At 68.4% G+C, this 16,047-nt stretch carries 11 protein-coding genes; 3 read left to right on the forward strand and 8 right to left on the reverse strand.

Features of this window, described 5'->3' with window-relative positions; genetic code table 11:
* Window positions 1–166: 166 nt before the first annotated feature.
* From AC5O77_RS18445 to AC5O77_RS18470, 6 genes are read right to left on the reverse strand one after another with little or no spacing between them, the layout of a single operon-like run.
* Entirely contained in the window at window positions 167–1,180 is a 1,014-nt protein-coding gene (locus AC5O77_RS18445) for an MlaA family lipoprotein (RefSeq protein WP_049420935.1), read from the reverse strand.
* Between the two features lies 1 nt (window position 1,181).
* Window positions 1,182–1,493: an STAS domain-containing protein gene (locus tag AC5O77_RS18450; protein ID WP_032128488.1), complete on the reverse strand. Its 312-nt coding sequence runs from the start codon at window positions 1,491–1,493 to the stop codon at window positions 1,182–1,184.
* Window positions 1,483–2,145: an MlaC/ttg2D family ABC transporter substrate-binding protein gene (locus AC5O77_RS18455; protein WP_010487479.1), complete on the reverse strand. Its 663-nt coding sequence runs from the start codon at window positions 2,143–2,145 to the stop codon at window positions 1,483–1,485. Before AC5O77_RS18455 ends, AC5O77_RS18450 begins: the two co-directional genes overlap by 11 nt.
* Entirely contained in the window at window positions 2,142–2,666 is a 525-nt protein-coding gene (gene mlaD / locus AC5O77_RS18460; RefSeq protein WP_010487482.1) for an outer membrane lipid asymmetry maintenance protein MlaD, read from the reverse strand. The genes AC5O77_RS18455 and mlaD overlap by 4 nt, the downstream gene beginning before the upstream one ends.
* A gap of 59 nt (window positions 2,667–2,725) precedes the next feature.
* Window positions 2,726–3,475 carry an MlaE family lipid ABC transporter permease subunit gene (locus tag AC5O77_RS18465; RefSeq protein WP_005414955.1) on the reverse strand — a complete coding sequence of 250 codons (750 nt, stop codon included), beginning with the start codon at window positions 3,473–3,475 and terminating at the stop codon, window positions 2,726–2,728.
* On the reverse strand, window positions 3,475–4,263 hold the full coding sequence (locus AC5O77_RS18470) for an ABC transporter ATP-binding protein (RefSeq protein WP_010487485.1): 789 nt from the start codon (window positions 4,261–4,263) through the stop codon (window positions 3,475–3,477). The genes AC5O77_RS18465 and AC5O77_RS18470 overlap by 1 nt, the downstream gene beginning before the upstream one ends.
* A 189-nt stretch (window positions 4,264–4,452) precedes the next feature.
* On the opposite strand from AC5O77_RS18470, the gene recC reads away from it, so the two are divergent.
* From recC to recD, 3 genes are read left to right on the forward strand one after another with little or no spacing between them, the layout of a single operon-like run.
* Window positions 4,453–7,800 (forward strand): exodeoxyribonuclease V subunit gamma, encoded by a 3,348-nt coding sequence (gene recC, locus AC5O77_RS18475; protein ID WP_478058759.1) that lies wholly within the window; start codon window positions 4,453–4,455, stop codon window positions 7,798–7,800.
* Window positions 7,797–11,477, forward strand: coding sequence for an exodeoxyribonuclease V subunit beta (recB, locus tag AC5O77_RS18480; RefSeq protein ID WP_478058761.1), 3,681 nt, complete (start codon window positions 7,797–7,799; stop codon window positions 11,475–11,477). The genes recC and recB overlap by 4 nt, the downstream gene beginning before the upstream one ends.
* On the forward strand, window positions 11,474–13,354 hold the full coding sequence (recD, locus tag AC5O77_RS18485; RefSeq protein WP_478058762.1) for an exodeoxyribonuclease V subunit alpha: 1,881 nt from the start codon (window positions 11,474–11,476) through the stop codon (window positions 13,352–13,354). The genes recB and recD overlap by 4 nt, the downstream gene beginning before the upstream one ends.
* Window positions 13,355–13,517: 163 nt before the next feature.
* On the opposite strand, the gene AC5O77_RS18490 is transcribed toward recD, so the two are convergent.
* Both AC5O77_RS18490 and AC5O77_RS18495 read right to left on the reverse strand, forming a co-directional pair.
* Entirely contained in the window at window positions 13,518–13,913 is a 396-nt protein-coding gene (locus AC5O77_RS18490; RefSeq protein ID WP_049446855.1) for a hypothetical protein, read from the reverse strand.
* A 94-nt stretch (window positions 13,914–14,007) separates the two neighbouring features.
* Window positions 14,008–16,047: an FUSC family protein gene (locus AC5O77_RS18495; RefSeq protein WP_478058763.1), complete on the reverse strand. Its 2,040-nt coding sequence runs from the start codon at window positions 16,045–16,047 to the stop codon at window positions 14,008–14,010.

The following is a 16,047-nucleotide window of genomic DNA, read 5'->3' on the forward strand; positions in this document are numbered from 1 at the left end:
CTCAGGTCGGAGAAATTGAACAGGTCACCAAGGTCGAGCAGTTGCTGTTGGATGGGCACAAAAAATCCGATGCCAGAAGACTGGCATCGGATTCTGATTGGCTCAGCTGCTTAAGTGAACAGCATTACGGCGCTGGCCGGGGTTTTTCATGCGCTGCAGACCGGACTCAGTGCGTCCACTGCGGCATCGGCATCGCATCGACCGGGATCGGCGAATTGGCATCGTCGTGGCCACGGTCGCGCTTGCTGCGCAGATCGTTCTCGATCTGGTAGTTGCGGCGCTGCATCCACGCATCGCGTACCAGCGAGTACTCGTCCACGGCGGTGTCACGCAGGTCGTCGATCGCCAGCAGCTGCGCGCGGGTATCGACCAGCTGCATGCCCTGCAGGCCGATGCGGATCTTGTCCTCTTCGATGCGGCGGATCGGCGACAGCGGAATGTCACCGGCCAGGCCGAACACATCGCGCACGGTGCGAGGGCCGAAGAACGGCAGTTCCACGTAACGCGAACGACGCCAGCCCCAGGCACCCAGGGTCTGCCCGAAGTCCTCATTGCGACGCGGCACCATCGCCTTGCTGGCCGGATCGAACAGGCCGCCGATACCCAGCGTGCTGTTCATCAGGAAGCGGCCGAGGCTGTCCCACGCATCGGCACCACGGCCCTGCAGCAGCTGGTTGGTGATGGTCACCGGTGCGCGCAGGTTGCTGAAGAAGTTGCTGACGCCGGTGCGGGCGAAGCGCGGCACCACGTGGGTGTAGGCCGTGGCCAGCGGGCGGGCGATGCCACGGTCAACCGCGTTGTTGAACGTGTGCACCTTGCGGTTGAACGGTTCCCACGGATCGTAGGCTGCCGCGCTGCCAGTGTTGCCGGCACCGCCGTAGAGGGCATCGAAGTCGTCGTCACCACCGGGGGCGGTCGCCGCCGCGGCCCTGGCCGCATCGGTGTCGGCGCTGCGGGCCGGTGCGGATGGCGGCGTGGCCGGCGCAGGTGCGGCAACCACGGCTGTTGCCGGTGCGGCATCGACCGTAGCGGTATCGGCGGTGGCGGCAGAGGCCTCGGCGATGGTGCTGGCCGGGACCACGGTGCTGGCTGCGGGCGCATCGCTGCGTGCGGGCTTGCCGGCGCAGGCGGTCAGGGCGGTGGCCAGGACGATCAGGGGGAAAGTGCGTACGACGTTCATGTCAGCTCGCAGCAGAAGTAGCGTTGAAATCCAGGTCGGGCGACAGCCGGTAGGCTGCGCTCAGCTCGTTGTAGCCGGCCGGCGCGCCGGAGACTGCCAGCGGGTGACCGCTCTTGCGCGCACGTGCGGCCAGCTCGGCCAGCAGCGCCAGGCCGGCGCTGTCCACGCGTTCGACCTCACCCAGCTCCAGCCGTGACAGCTTTGCCGGCAGGGCCTGCAGCTGCGGCCACAGCGCGATCACCGCGGCACGGTCGAGCACCCCGCGCAGGCGCAGGGTGTCGCCTTCCAGCAGCGCCAGTGCGTTACTTGCCATTGCCCGCGGGCCCGGCCTGCATGCTGCCGCTGTGCAGTTCGTTGGCCACCTGCTTGATGCCCTTCTGGCGCAGCGGGGTATCGAACTGGTTGCGGAAGGTCTGCACGTAGGAAATGCCTTCGATGTTGACGTCGAAGATCTTCCACTGGCCGTTCACGTTGCGCATCCAGTACTCGACCGGGGTCGGTTCGTTGCCGGCGCGCACCAGTTCGGTGCTCACGCGCACGCCACGATTGCCCGGCAGCGGGCTTTCACCCTTCAGGCGGAAGCTCGGCTTGCCCTGGATGTTGAGCAGGGTGGAGCCGTAGCGCTGCATCAGGCTGTCGGCCATGGCATCGGCGAACAGCTTGATGTCGGCGTCGGAGGCGCCGCGGGCGTGCGGGCCCAGCACCAGGCGCGCGGCGTAGTCGCGGTCGAAGGTGCGGGTCAGCTCGCTGTCGATGTAGCTGCGCAGGCTGGCCGGGTTGCTGGTGAACTCGCTCTTGCGCTGCTGCAGCGTGGACAGGATGCGGCTGCTGGCATCGATCACCACCTTGCCGGCCTGGCTCTGCGTTGCGGCAGCGGCAGGCGCAGCGGCCTGGGCCTGGGCCAGGAACGGGGTGGCCGCCAGCAGCGCCGAGGCGAGCAGGGCCGGGATCAGTTTCATCTTCATGGTTGCGGTTCCGTTGCAGGCGCCTGCGCGCCATCGTTGGGCTTCTGAGCAGCGCCGCCACCGGCACCGCCACTGAACATGTACTTGCCGACCAGCTGGATCAGGTCCACCGCCGGCTGGGTGAAGACGATCTCGTCACCGGCCTTCAGCACGTCCGGATCACCGCCCGGCTGCAGACCGATATAGCTCTCGCCGAGCAAACCGCTGGTGAAGATGCCGGCCGAGGTGTCCGCCGGCAGGTCCTTGACCTTGCTGTCCATGCGCAGGGTGACGATCGATTCGAACTTCACCGGGTCCAGGTCGATCGAAGCGACCTGGCCGACAGTGACGCCGCCGATCTTCACCGGCGCCTGCTTGCGCAGCTGGCCGACCTGGGAGAAGCGTGCCTTCAGGTCGTAGCCTTCGCTGCCCCAGCTCCAGCGCTGGTTGGTCGAGGCCACGGCCAGCACCATCAGCGAGGCCAGGGCCAGCAGCAGGAAGGCGCCGACGGAAAATTCGAGTCTGGGACCGCGGATGGCCATGTGGATTACCTGATCGAGTCGTTGTGGCCGCGCGCGCCTGCGCACCGCCGGTGGAGGGGTTAGGTGAACAACATTGCCGACAGCACGAAGTTGAACATCAGCACCAGCAGTGAAGCGTTGACCACCGCACGGGTGGTCGCCACCGAAGTGCCTTCAATGGTCGGCTCGGCGTGGAAACCCACATAGGCGGCAACCAGCGCGGCAGTGCCGCCGAAGATCGCCGACTTCAGCATTGCCACGCCGAAGTCGTCCCAGAAGTCCACGCTGTTGCGCAACGCCGACCAGAACACGCCGTTGTCCAGGCCCAGCACGTGCACCGCTTCGAAGTAGCTGGCACTGATTGCAAGCGAACAGAAGATGCCGGTCAGCAGCGGCACGGTCAGCACCGCCGCCCAGAAGCGCGGCGCCACCGCCTTGGCCACCGGGTCGATCGCCATCAGCTCCAGCGCCTTGATCTGGTCGGTGGCACGCATCAGGCCCAGTTCGGCGGCGATCGAGCTGCCAGCGCGGCCAATGAACAGCAGCGCGGTCAGCACCGGTGCCAGCTCGCGGTACAGCGACAGCCCGAGCAGGGTCGACAGTGCGTCGGCCGCACCGAAGGTGGTCAGCGTGCGGTAGCCCTGCAGGGTCAGCACCAGGCCGACGAAGGCACCGCCGACGGCGATGATCGGCAGCGAGCGCGCACCGATCTTGTAGATCTCGCGGGTCAACTCGGCCAGGAAATCACGGGTCGGCAGCGAACCGCGCAGCACGGTCAGCGAGAACAGGCCGGCACGACCCAGCGAGCGGGTGGCTTGAACGAACGGCATCAGGCGACCCTCGCGCGCGGCGCGGCATCGAACGGGATGGGGCCATCGGGCTGACCGTGCAGGAACTGCCGCAGCAGAGGGTCCTGGCTGGACTGCAGTGCCTCGGGCGTGCCCTGGAACACGATGCCGCCATTGGCGATCGCGATCACCTGGTCGCAGATCGGCAGGGTCTCGTGCACGTGGTGGCTGACGATGATGCTGGTCAGGCCCAGGCTGTGGTTGAGGCGCTGGATCAGGCTCATGATCACCCCCGAGGCGATCGGGTCCAGCCCGGTCAGCGGCTCGTCGTAGATCATCAGTGGTGGGTCCAGTGCCAGCGCGCGGGCCAGCGCCACGCGGCGCGCCATGCCGCCGGACAGCTCACGCGGCCAGGCATCGGCGGCGGCCAGCAAGCCCACCGCATGCAGTTTCATCTGCACCAGCCGGCGCAGTACCGCAGTGGGCAGGCGGGTGTGGGTGCGCAGCGGTAGCGCCACGTTCTCGGCCACGGTGAGGTCGGTCAGCAGGCCATTGCCCTGCAGCAGCACGCCCACGCTCTTGCGCATTTCCAGCAGCGCGCCGCTGTCATGCGGAATCGGCTTGCCGAACAGGGTGACCTCGCCGGCGACCGGGCGCAGTTCGCCGGTCAGCGCCGCCAGCAGGGTCGACTTGCCGCTGCCGGACGGACCCAGAACGGCGGTGATGCTGCCCTTGGGCACCTGCAGCGACACGTCGCGCAGGATCGTGCGTCCGCTCCGGTCGATGCGGACGTTGGATAACTGCACCAGACTGGAGGTGGAAGCCGACATGGGCACCATTAACGTTTTTTAGACATCGAAGGATCGGGCCCGTCGGCTGAACATAAGCAGACTGGACGGTGCAGTATTGTTGCACGACAAGCCTCGGCGGAGGCCGGGACAATCGGCCGGCGTCCCGGAACAATCCGTACCGCTGGCGGCCCAACCATTGAATACTGCCTGCTGTCCTGCACACTGTGCATGATGAGTGACCCAGGCAGCGATTTCCGCCTCTACCATTCCAACTCCCTGGACGTGCTGGCCGCGCTGCTGGCGCGCAATGTGCGGGCGCCCGTTCCTGGCCAGCCGCTGCTGGCACCGGAAGTGGTGCTGATCCCGCAGGTAGCGATGCGGCGTTGGCTGCAAGCGACACTGGCCGCCGAGTTCGGTGTGGCTGCGAACCTCGAATTCCTCACCCCGGGTGAGTTCGTGGCGCGCGCGCTGAAGGCCAACGTCAGCGGCGAGCAGGACGACCTGGACGCGGCCGGCCTGCATTGGAAGCTGTACCAGGCCCTGCGCGACCCGGCGTTGCTGGCGCAGCCACCGATGCGCGCGCTGCAGTCCTATCTTGCCGGCGATGACGCATTGAAGCCGTGGGCGCTGGCTGGCGAGCTGGCCTCGGTGTTCGAGAAGTACCAGGCGTGGCGCCGCGACTGGCTGCTGCGCTGGGCGGCCGGTGCCGATCCGTCCGATCCGCAGGCGATCCTGTGGCGCACCATCACCCACGGCCACGACTACCGCGCGCGCCGCATCCAGGAATACCTGGACCGTTTCGAAGGGGCCGGCCAACCCTTGCCGAAGGGCTTGCCACCGCGCATGTCTGCGTTCGCGACGCTCAACATATCGCCCGATGTGCTGCGGGTGATGGCCACCCAGGCACGTGTTGGCGAGCTGCATTTCTATATGCCCACCCCGGTGCAGTCGTACTGGGGCGATCTGCAGACCCTGGCCGAGCGCCTGCGCAGCGGCGCGCCCGATCCCTTCGGCGAAGCAGCCGGCGAAAACCGCCTGCTGGAAGCCTGGGGCGCGGCCGGGCGCGACTTCATGGCGGTGCTGGGCAGTTACGAGGTGGTGCACCCGGCCGGCGAAATCGCCGCCTATTCCGATCCGGAGGACGACACCCGGCCGACCCTGGACGAAGGCGGCCTGTCCGACAGCCTGCTGCATCGCCTGCAGCGTGACCTGTTCCACCGCCGCGCACTGCCCTCGGGTGAGCTGCGTGACGGGCTTCGCAGCGACGACCCCAGCCTGCAGGTACACGCCTGCCATACCCGCCTGCGCGAGTTGCAGGTGCTGCACGACCAGCTGCGCAGCCTGCTGCAGGATCCGCGCTTCGACCCGCCGCTGCAGGCGCGCGAGATCGCGGTGCTGGCGCCGGACATCGATCCCTACGTGCCGTACCTGGAAGCGGTGTTCGGCGGCCGTGGTGGCGAGGAGGAGCACATCCCCTATGCGCTGGCCGACAGCAGCCCGCTGGCCGGTGAACCGCTGGCTGATGTGTTCGTGCACCTGCTGGGCCTGCCTGTCTCGCGCTTTGGCCTGAATGAAGTGCTGGACCTGCTGGCCAGCGCGCCGCTGGCCGAAGCGGCCGGGCTGGAAGCGGTGGACTTCGACCGCCTGCATGGCTGGCTGCAGCAGGCCGGTGCACGCTGGGGCCTGGATGCGAAGCACCGCCACCAGCACCAGGCGCCGGCGGACGACGCCTACACCTGGCAGTTCGCGCTGGATCGCCTGGTGCTCGGCCATGCCACCGGCAGCGAGGCCGACCTGGCCGGTGTCGCACCGTGGATCGAACTGGAAGGCGGCGCGCTGGACGCGCTGGACCGGCTGCTGCGCCTGCTGCGCGTGCTGGCCATCTACCAGCGCCGTCTGGGCGAACTGCTGACCCCGGCGCAGTGGCGACAGCGCCTGCTGTCGTTGCTGGATGCACTGCTGCCCACCGCGCCGAGTTCACCCAACAGCCAGCGTGCCCTGGAGCGCCTGCGCAAGCTGCTCAACCAGTTCGCCGAGGATGCTGCCAAGGCCGGCTTCGCGGAAGGTGTGCCGCCGGAGGTGGTGCGTGCGCACTTCGCCGGCGCGCTGGGCGAGGCCGATACGCGCGCACCGCTGCTGACCGGTGGCATCAGTTTCGGCCGCATGGTGCCGATGCGCCTGCTGCCGTTCCGGGTGATCTGCGTGCTGGGCCTCAATGATGGCGATTTCCCGCGCCGTGACCCGGCGGCCGGTCTCAACCAGCTCACCGCCGAACTGGACACGCCGCGCCGCCGACCGGGCGACCGCTCCACCCGCGAAGACGACCGTTTCCTGTTCCTGCAGCTGTTCGCCGCCGCGCAGGAGGTGTTCTACCTCAGCTACCTCGGTGCCGATCCGCGCGATGGCAGCGTGCGCGAGCCGTCGGTGCTGGTCAGTGAACTGATCCATGCCGCCGCTGCGTATCACCTCGATCCGCCTGCGGCGGTCCGCGACTTCACCGTGCGCCATGCCTTGCAGCCGTTCTCGCCCGCCGCGTTCGGTGACGGCGACCCACGCCGCTTCAGCTATCGCCGCCAGTGGCATCCGGCGGCCGGTCGCCTCACCGGCCAGCGCGGTGGACTGCAGCCCTGGTTCGACGCACCGCTGCCGCCGCCGCTCGATGACGCAGTGGAGGACGAGGTCGCACTCGATACCCTGCGCCGTTTCCTGTGCGACCCGGCCGGACAGTTCCTCGCACAGTCGCTGGGCCTGCGCCTGGCCGACGATGTCGAGGAGGTCGATGACCTGGAACCGCTGGTGCTGTCATCGCGCGGCCCGGAAAAGCGCAGCGTGCAGGCGGCGGTGGTGCGTGCCACGCTCAGCGGCGATACCGAGCCGTTGTACCCGCGGCTGCGCGCGCGCGGCCTGCTGCCGTCCGGCCCATTGGGCGAGCGCCAGTTCGAGGGGGAGCAGTTGAAGACGCGCCCGTATGCCAGTGCGTTGCTGGGCTGGATGCAAGGCGAACCGCTGGAAAGCCGTCGCTACGAAGTGGACATCGACGGCGTGCGCCTGCATGGCCGCGTGGCCGATCGGCATCCCGAGGGCTTGGTGCGCCTGCGCGCCGGTACCCTCAATGGCAATGCAGTGATCCGCCAGGGCCTGGACTGGCTGCTGGCCAACGCCGCCGGCGATGCGTTGCCGCTGGTGCAGTTCCACGATGGCGGTGACGCCGGGCCTGGCCCGCATGTGCTGCCAGCACTGAGCGCCCCCGCTGCACGCGCCGCGCTGCGCGCGCTGCTGCAATTGCGCCAGCGCGGCCTGCGTGAGCCGCTGCGCTTTGCCCCGTATACCGGCTGGGTGCTGTACAACGCGTCGGCAGAAAAACAGCGTAGCGAAGGCTGGAAGCAGTGGCATGGCAGCGACCGCAGTTGGGGTGAATCCAGCAGCGACGCCTGGCAGCTGCTGCTGCGCGGTGCCGACCCGTTTGCCACCGATGCCAGCTATGCCGAGCTGCTGCGCAACAGCCAGGTGGTCTTCAGCGCGGTGCGCGAAGGCCGCACTCTCGGTACCGAAACACGCCAGGAGGGCAACGCATGAACACCGCCATCGCTGATCAGGAAACCCGGCGTATGGCGGGCGATCCCTACCTGGCCCTGCCGCTGGACGGCATCCGCCTGATTGAAGCCAGCGCAGGCACCGGCAAGACCTTCACCCTGGCCACGCTGTTCACCCGCCTGGTGGTGGAGCAGGGCCTGCGTATCGGCCAGATCCTGGCAGTGACCTTCACCGATGCCGCCACCCAGGAACTGCGCAAGCGCATCCGCGAGCGCCTGGCGCTGGCCGCGCGCCTGGTCGATCTGGAACCGGCCGAGGGCGAAGCGCCAGACCTGCGGTTGACCCGCGAGGTACTGCAGCGCCATCTACAGGGCGGAACCGAGAGCGCGGTCGCACTGAAACGCCGCCTGCAGGTGGCTGCCGACGAGATCGATCTGGCGTCCATCTTCACCATCCATGGCTTCTGCACCCGCGTGCTGCGCGAGCATGCACTGGAAAGCGGCCATACCTTTGATCCGCCGGAACTGCTGGCCAGCGATCGTGAACTGCTGGAGGAGCTGGCCGCTGATCTGTGGCGCGTGCATGCCAATGACCCGGCCACATTGGAGCCGCTGACCTGGCTGTGGTCCAACCCGGACGCGCTGGCCGCCGATCTGCGCGCGCTGCTGGGCACGCCGCCCCTGCACCCGTTGCCACAGCCGGTGACGCTGGCTGATCCACACCCGGCCTTGCAGGCCACCGCCGCCGAACTGCAGCAGGCGCTTCGCGAGCATGGCGAGCAGTTCTTCATCGACCTCTGCGATGCCGTCGACAACAAGTGGATCAACGGCGTGTCCTACAAGCTGGGCTGGCTGCACCCGCTGGGCCGACAGCTGCTGGCCTGGGCTGAGCGCGGCGACCCGCGCGAGATGCTGGCCAGCGAGCGCCTGCCGGCACTGCTGCCGGAGGTGCTGGCCGACAAGACCAACAAGAAATTCCCCGATCGCACGCCATCGTCGCCATTGCAGGCGCCGTTGGCGCGCTATGTCGCGCTGCTGGCCGAACGCGATGCCTGGTTGCGTGGTACCGCGTTGAACTTCCTGCACGCGCTTCGCGCCGAAGCCACGCAGCGCCTGCAGGCGCTGAAGCGCACGCGCCGGGTACAGACCTACGACGACCTGATCGATGGCGTGGCGTTGGCACTGGAAGGCCCGCAACGGCTGACACTGGTGAAACAACTGCGTGCGCAGTACCGCATCGCGCTGGTCGATGAGTTCCAGGACACCGACGATCGCCAGTGGGGCATCTTCCACACCGTGTTCGGCGATTCGCCGGAGGTGCGTGAACTCGGCCTGCCACCGGCGCTGTTCCTGATCGGCGACCCCAAGCAGGCGATCTACGGCTTCCGCGGCGGTGATATCCACACCTACCTGAAGGCCAAGCAGGTGGCACAGCAGGCGCCGGTGCTGGACCAGAACTTCCGCTCGCGACCGGCTGTGCTGCGTGCGTTGCAGGCGCTGTACGACAACGGTGGCGAAGACGCCTTCCTCGAACGCGACATCCAGTTCGAGCCGGTGCGGCCCGGCGGCGTGCGCATCGACGAGGACTACCAGCGTGATGGCCATGCCGCCGCGGCACTCACCCTGCGCGTGCTGCGCAGTGGCGGTGACAAGGCGATGAGTGCGGACGCCTCGCGTGATACCGCGACCCAGGCCTGCGTGGCTGCGATTCACCAGATCCTGGTCGAGGCGCGTGCGGGCAATGCCGTGTTGCGTGGGCGCCCGGTTCAACCCGGTGATATCGCGGTGCTGGTGCGCTCGCATCGCGAGGCCACGCTGGTGCAGCGCGCGCTGGCAGCGGTCGGCATCCCCGCGGTGGCGGCCGGCAAGCAGAGCCTGTTTTCCACCCCTGAAGCGCGTGATCTCCGTGCGCTGCTGCTGGCACTGCTGCAACCGGCCGACGAAGGCCGTCTGCGTGCGGTGCTGGCCACCGTGCTGCTTGGCCAGCGGGCCAGTGCGATCGCGGCGATGGAACGCGAGGGCGACCTGCAACGCGAGTTCCAGGCACAACTGCTGCACTGGCGTGAGCGCTGGCAGCGCGGCGGACCGTTCGCAGTAATCGCCGACGTCTGTGCCGCGCAGGGTGAACGCCTGTTGGCGCTGATCGATGGCGAGCGCCGCCTGACCAATTACCTGCAGCTGGGCGAACTGCTGCAGGAAGCCTCGGCGCAGGCGCTCGGCATGCACGGCCTGCTGGACTGGCTGCAGGGGCAGATGGCCAGCGCTGACCAGGATGACGAGCAACAGCTGCTGCGCCTGGAATCGGATGCGCGCCGCGTACAGATCATCACCCTGCACAAGAGCAAGGGCCTGGAATATCCGCTGGTGTTCCTGCCGTTCGTCGGCATCGACGGCGGCGCACCGAACACCGCCTCGCACTGCACCGTACACGTCGGCGGCCAGCGCCAGCTGCACTGGAAGCTGGACAAGGACGAGGCCTGGGAAGCGGCCAGCAGCCAACGTGAGCGCGAGCAGCGCGCCGAGGATGCGCGCCTGCTGTATGTCGGCCTGACCCGCGCCGAACACGCGTTGTGGATCGCCGTGGGTGATCTGGCCGGGCTCGGCAGGACACGGCTGGCGCCGTTGCTGGGCGACCTGCAGGCGCTGCGCGCGCATGCCGACGTGCACATCGATGACAGCGAGACAGCGGCCGCGCTGCCGCAGCTGGCGGCCGAAGTGGAAGGTGATCTTCCGGCGGTGCGTGCCCTGACCCGACGCGTCCCGCACGACTGGTGGGTGTACAGCTTCACTCAGCTGGCGCATGCCGATGCGGGCGCTGGGGGTGATATCGAGGCCGCCGCCACCGAGCTGCCGGCACCGGCCGCCGATGAACCGGTCGGCCCGGAACTACCGCTGGAGCCCGCGCTGCCGGAGCCCGCTGCGGCGGCCGAGGACAGCACACCGGTCGACCCGCGCTTCATGGGCAGTCGCTTCGGCAACGTGCTGCACGAAGCGATGGAGAACGTCGACTTCGCCGCATGGGGTGACTGGCAGCCAGGTCTGCAAGCTCCTGAGGGCCAGGCCCAGGTGCTGCGCAAGGCGCTGCACGACGAAGGCTATGCCGATGCCGACCTGGACGATGGCGTGGCGGTGCTGGTGCCGCTGGTGGGCCACACGCTCACCGTGCCGCTACCCGAAGGCGGCGCGCTGCACAGCCTGGGTGAAGGCGAGCGTCGCGCGGAAATCGACTTCCATTTCGCCATCGAGCCGACCACGGTGCCGGCGCTGCTGCAGGTGCTGCATGCGCACGGTGTTTCCAGCACGCGACGCGGCTTCGGCCAGCGCCGCCGATTGGAAGGGCTGATGACCGGCATGATCGACCTGACCTATGTGCGCGACGGGCGCTGGTACGTGCTCGACTACAAGTCCAACCGCCTGCCCGGTTACAGCCCGGAGCTGCTGGCCATTGCCATGCGCCACAGCGAGTACGACCTGCAGGCACTGATCTACACCGTGGCCCTGCATCGCTGGCTGCGTTTCCGCCTGGGTGCGGCCTACGACTACGAGCGCGACATGGGCGGTATCCGCTACCTGTTCTGCCGCGGCCTGGATGCCGCCGGCAACGGCGTGCATGTGGACCGCTTCCCGCTGGCGCTGGTGGATGCGCTGGATGCATTGTTCGCCGGTGGCGAACAGGCCCAGGCCGAACTGGCCGCACGTGCCCGTGGAGCCAGCGCATGAGCCTGCTGAAGGAACTGCATCAGAAGGGTCAGCTGCGCACCCTCGACCATGCACTGGCGACCAGCCTGCAGCGGCTGCGCGACGACACGCCCGAGAGCGTGGCGCTGGCGGCCGCCCTGGCTTCTTTGGCGGTGTCGCAGGGCCACGCTGCGTTCGATCCGGCACAACCGCAGCGGCTGCTGGAAGGCGTGCCCGAGTGGCCTGCTGCGCAGGACTGGCTGGCGCAGCTGCGTGCGTCGCCCTGGGTGGCGACACCCGAGCAGGCCGATGCCATCGCCGAGGATGCACCGCTGGTGCTGGAAAACGGCCTGCTCTACCTGCGCCGCTATCGCGAGTACGAGCGTCAGCTGGCGGCTGGGCTGCAGCGCATCGGCCGGCATCCGCTGCCGGCACCGGACATGGCCGCGCTGGCACCGTTGTTCGCGCAGCTGTTCCCGCAGGCATCGGGCAGCGAAGATCATCAGGCACGCGCCGCCGGCGTGACCCTGCGCCATCCGCTGGCGCTGGTCACCGGCGGCCCCGGCACCGGCAAGACCACCACCATCGCGCGCCTGTTGCTGCTGTTGGCCGCGCAGGCCCGGCACGCCGGCCAGCCGCTGCCCGAGGTGGCGCTGGCCGCGCCCACCGGGCGTGCCGCCGAGCGCATGGCCGAGAGCCTTCGTGTGGCCGTGCAACGGCTGCAGGAACAAGGACTGGACCCGGCGTTGTGCACGGCGCTGCCCAGTACCGGCACCACCCTGCATCGCCTGCTCGGCGTGATTCCCGATTCACCGCGCTTCCGCCACCACGCCGACAATCCGCTGCCGGTGGACGTGGTGGTGGTCGACGAAGCCTCGATGATCGATCTACCGATGATGGCCAAGCTGGTCGACGCGATCGCCAGCGGCACCCGGCTGATCCTGCTCGGCGATCCCGATCAGTTGCCCTCGGTCGAGGCCGGCGACGTGCTCAGTGCGATCCTGCGCGCCAGCGGTGATGGCATCGGCACCCGCGCCGATGACGCGCAGGCACTGCATGATCTGCTGCTTCCGGCCACGCTGCAGCCGCAGGCGGCACCACGCGCCTTCGCCGGGCGCCGCGTGCAGCTGCAGCGCGGTTACCGGCAGAGCAATGCGCTGGACCTGGCACCGCTGGCCCATGCCGTGCGCGAGGGCGACAGCAGCACCGCGCTGCAGCTGCTGCGCAGTGGTGAACTGGCCGGCGTGCATTTCCACGAAGGCGAAGCCGATCCGCTGCGTGGCCAGCGCGAGCACCTGCTGGGCCACTGGCGTGCACTGGCCGACGTGGCCGATCCAGTGCTTGCCCTGCAGCAGGCCGGGCGCCTGCGCGTGCTGACCGCACTGCGCGAAGGCCCGCAGGGCGCGCGCGGGCTCAACAGCCGCATCGAACAGCTGCTGGCCGGCAACACCCCCGGCTACTTCCAGGGTCGCCTGCTGCTGGTCACCGAGAACAGCTACCGTCATCGCCTGTTCAACGGCGATATCGGTATCTGCCTGCGCGATGGCAGCGGCGCGATGGTGGCCTGGTTCCCCGGAGACAGCGTCGACCAGCCACGCGCCTTCCACCCGGCCGCACTGCCCGCGCACGAAAGCGCCTTTGCGATGACCGTGCACAAGGCGCAGGGTTCGGAGTTCGATGAAGTGTGGTTGCAGCTGCCACGCCAGGACAGCCGTGTGCTGTCACGCGAACTGGTCTACACCGGCCTGACCCGCGCCCGCCGGGTGCTGCATGTGGCCGGCAGCGCCGACGTGCTGCAGGCGGCGTTGAAGCGCCATGCCAGCCGATTGGGTGGGTTGGCTTGGCGGCTGGGCGCGGAAGCGGTGGCTGAAGCACCGGCGCGCATTGAACAGCCCACGGTGCAGGGCACGTTGTTCTGAAACGGGCGCGATGCGCCCCCTGTAGAGTCGAGCCATGCTCGACTGCGCCGCAATAATGTAGAGCCGAGCCATGCTCGGCTGATGGGCCATGGAGTCGAGCATGGCTCGACTCTACAACGGCGCGCTTCGGCCGTTTCGGCGTTCATCCACGCATGGCGTGGATCTACGCGATCAGTACCAGGCCATCCGGAAACACGATGGCTGCTTCATCAGCACTCACGTCGAAGAAGCCCACGCCGTGCTTCTCGGCCAGGTCCTGCACGCGGCCATGCGCGCGCTCGGCCACCGAATAGGCGAACGCGCCGTAGATCACCTGACTACCGATGCTGTACTCGGTCACCTCAGCACGATCATCGTCGTCATTGCTCAACGGCCCGTTCATTGGCGGAAATTCCTGTGCCATCTCCGCGAACCACGCCTGCAGCGCCGGGCTGCTCACCGCCGGGTCGTCGTACTCGTGGCGCTCGTTCCACTGCGTCTGCTTCTCGAACCAGGCGATGAAGGCCGCCGCTTCACGCGGGGCGGCGCTGGCCTCGAACACCATCATGTCGTAACTCATTGAACCGTCCTGTTGCAGCGCCAGGGTCGGATCCCTCTCCGCAGGAGAGGGCTCTGACCCCTGCGCGGAGTCTGTGGACGCACAGGGTAGCGCGCTACGGCTGCGTCGCTGTGCGCATCGCCAACCCCGGCGCCAATGCCTTCGCCTCCGGGAACAGCGCGAAGCGCAGGCCGATCAGGCCCATCAGGGCTTCATCGCGGGCCTTGCAGGCGGCCACACTGCCGACCCGGCCCAGCGAGGTATCCAGCCGCTCCCGCAGCGCCTCGGCCGCCACAATCGGTTTGTGCGCGGCGATCTGACGGCGGTAATGCACGGCGATTTCTTCCAGGATGTGCTCGACCGCTTCGCGGCTGCGTTCGGGCAGTTCCAGCCGTGCGCGACGCAGCTGCAGGATGTTCAGGCCGATGCGCGCTTCGTTGAGCATGTCCACCGAGGCGATGTCGCTGCCCTCTGGCGTCGCCGCCAGGCGCGGCGCGAGCAGGCCCAGCAGGTCGAGCATGCGTGCGGCGAAGCGCTGGCGGTCCTGCTGGCCGTGGCCTTCGGCGGCTTCGGCCAGCGTGGTCCAGCCCTGCCGCACCAGCCGGCGTGCGGTCCACTCGGCACCCACCGAGCGGAACAGGCGGGTCATCACCACCGCAAAGCCAATGCCGATGAACATCGCAATCGACGAGTTGAGGAAGGTCTGGATGTTGGCGCTGTAGGTGTTCTGCAGGCTCAGCAGCGCGGCCAGGTTCACCGTCAACGGCAACGCGAACAGCGCGCTCTTGGGGTGGTGCAGCATCAAGCCCAGCGGCAGGAACGCCACCGCCAGCACCAATGCCAGCAGGCCGAAGTCGTGCACCGCCGGGAACACGCCGAACAGGTACACACCGGCCACCACCGAGGCGACCATCGCCCACACCAGGAACGACACCATGCTCGGTGCCGGGTCGTCCTGTGCAGCGAAGAATGCAGCGGTCACCGCGGCCATCATCGCGCCGTTGCCACCACCTTCCCAACCCAGCGCGATCCACAGCACGCAATAGCTCAACAGCGCCACGCCGGCACTGAGCGCGGAGAACAGCGCCATGCCGTAGTCGACGTGCTTGTCGGCGGCCACGCGTTCGGTGCGGATGCGGTAGTGCGCGCGGTCCAGCGGCGCGGTGCCGTGGTCGATCGCGTGCTGCAGCGTGCGGCAGTCCTGCCACAGGTCCACCAGTTCCTCCAGGCGCAGCAGCAGGCTGGCCAGCTGCAGGTGCTGCAGGTCGCGGTCCACCTGCGGCTTCAGTGCGCTGATGCGCGCGCGCAGGCGGGCGTACTCGCTGGCGTTGGTCGGCCCGTCCAGCCAGTCGTGGATATCGTCGACCAGTGACGGCAGCCCTTCCGGTAGGGCCAGTCCGTCGCTGCGCAGCGCACTCAGGCGGTCGGCAATCGAGGACAGCACCGGCAACAGCAGCAGCATGCGCTCGCGCAGGCGCTCCATCGACACCGCCGAACCGGCATGGCGTGGATCATCGCGGCGCAGGAACTCGATCAGCGCCTCGAACTGCACCAGGTCGGCGGCCAGCCGGTTGCGCGGCGCATGCGCGCGGCCACGTTCAAGGATCTGCCGGCACCACTGCGCAGCGTCCTCCATCCAGTTGCCGATGCGCGCGCGCAGCATCGGACGTACCGAGGCCGGGAACAGCAGCGACGCGAACAGCACCGCCACCACCGTGCCGAGGATGATCTCCTCGCTGCGTGCCACCACCGTGTCGAAGATGGTTTCCGGCGAGGTCACCGCCGGGAAGCCGATGAAGGCGGTGGTGTAGCCGGCCAGCAGGAACGCGTAGCCGCGCGGCCCGCGGTTGAGCAGGGCCATGAACAGGCAGCCGGCCAGCCAGATCGACATTGCCGCGCTCAGCACCAGCGGCGTCTCCACCAGAGCCGGCAGCACCAGCAGGGTGGCCAGGCCGGCCACCAGGGTGCCGACGATGCGGTACACGCCCTTGGCCCGGGTTGGGCCCAGTAGCGGCTGGCTGACGATGTACACCGTGCCCATCGCCCAGTACGGGCGCGACAGGTTGCCGGCCATGGCGATGTACAGCGCGGCCACCGCGGCCAGGTAGGTCTTGATCGAGAACAGCCAGGCCTGGCGGTCGGTCAGCGCGTTCAT

It is taken from the genome of Stenotrophomonas sp. INTA L402-1 (assembly GCF_059295135.1).

Coding starts and splice junctions, on each gene's coding strand:
- AC5O77_RS18445 (WP_049420935.1), bottom strand. CDS start 1,180: ATGAACGTCGTACGCACTTTCCCCCTGATCGTCCTGGCCACCGCCCTG.
- AC5O77_RS18450 (WP_032128488.1), bottom strand. CDS start 1,493: ATGGCAAGTAACGCACTGGCGCTGCTGGAAGGCGACACCCTGCGCCTG.
- AC5O77_RS18455 (WP_010487479.1), bottom strand. CDS start 2,145: ATGAAGATGAAACTGATCCCGGCCCTGCTCGCCTCGGCGCTGCTGGCG.
- mlaD (WP_010487482.1), bottom strand. CDS start 2,666: ATGGCCATCCGCGGTCCCAGACTCGAATTTTCCGTCGGCGCCTTCCTG.
- AC5O77_RS18465 (WP_005414955.1), bottom strand. CDS start 3,475: ATGCCGTTCGTTCAAGCCACCCGCTCGCTGGGTCGTGCCGGCCTGTTC.
- AC5O77_RS18470 (WP_010487485.1), bottom strand. CDS start 4,263: ATGTCGGCTTCCACCTCCAGTCTGGTGCAGTTATCCAACGTCCGCATC.
- recC (WP_478058759.1), top strand. CDS start 4,453: ATGATGAGTGACCCAGGCAGCGATTTCCGCCTCTACCATTCCAACTCC.
- recB (WP_478058761.1), top strand. CDS start 7,797: ATGAACACCGCCATCGCTGATCAGGAAACCCGGCGTATGGCGGGCGAT.
- recD (WP_478058762.1), top strand. CDS start 11,474: ATGAGCCTGCTGAAGGAACTGCATCAGAAGGGTCAGCTGCGCACCCTC.
- AC5O77_RS18490 (WP_049446855.1), bottom strand. CDS start 13,913: ATGAGTTACGACATGATGGTGTTCGAGGCCAGCGCCGCCCCGCGTGAA.
- AC5O77_RS18495 (WP_478058763.1), bottom strand. CDS start 16,047: ATGAACGCGCTGACCGACCGCCAGGCCTGGCTGTTCTCGATCAAGACC.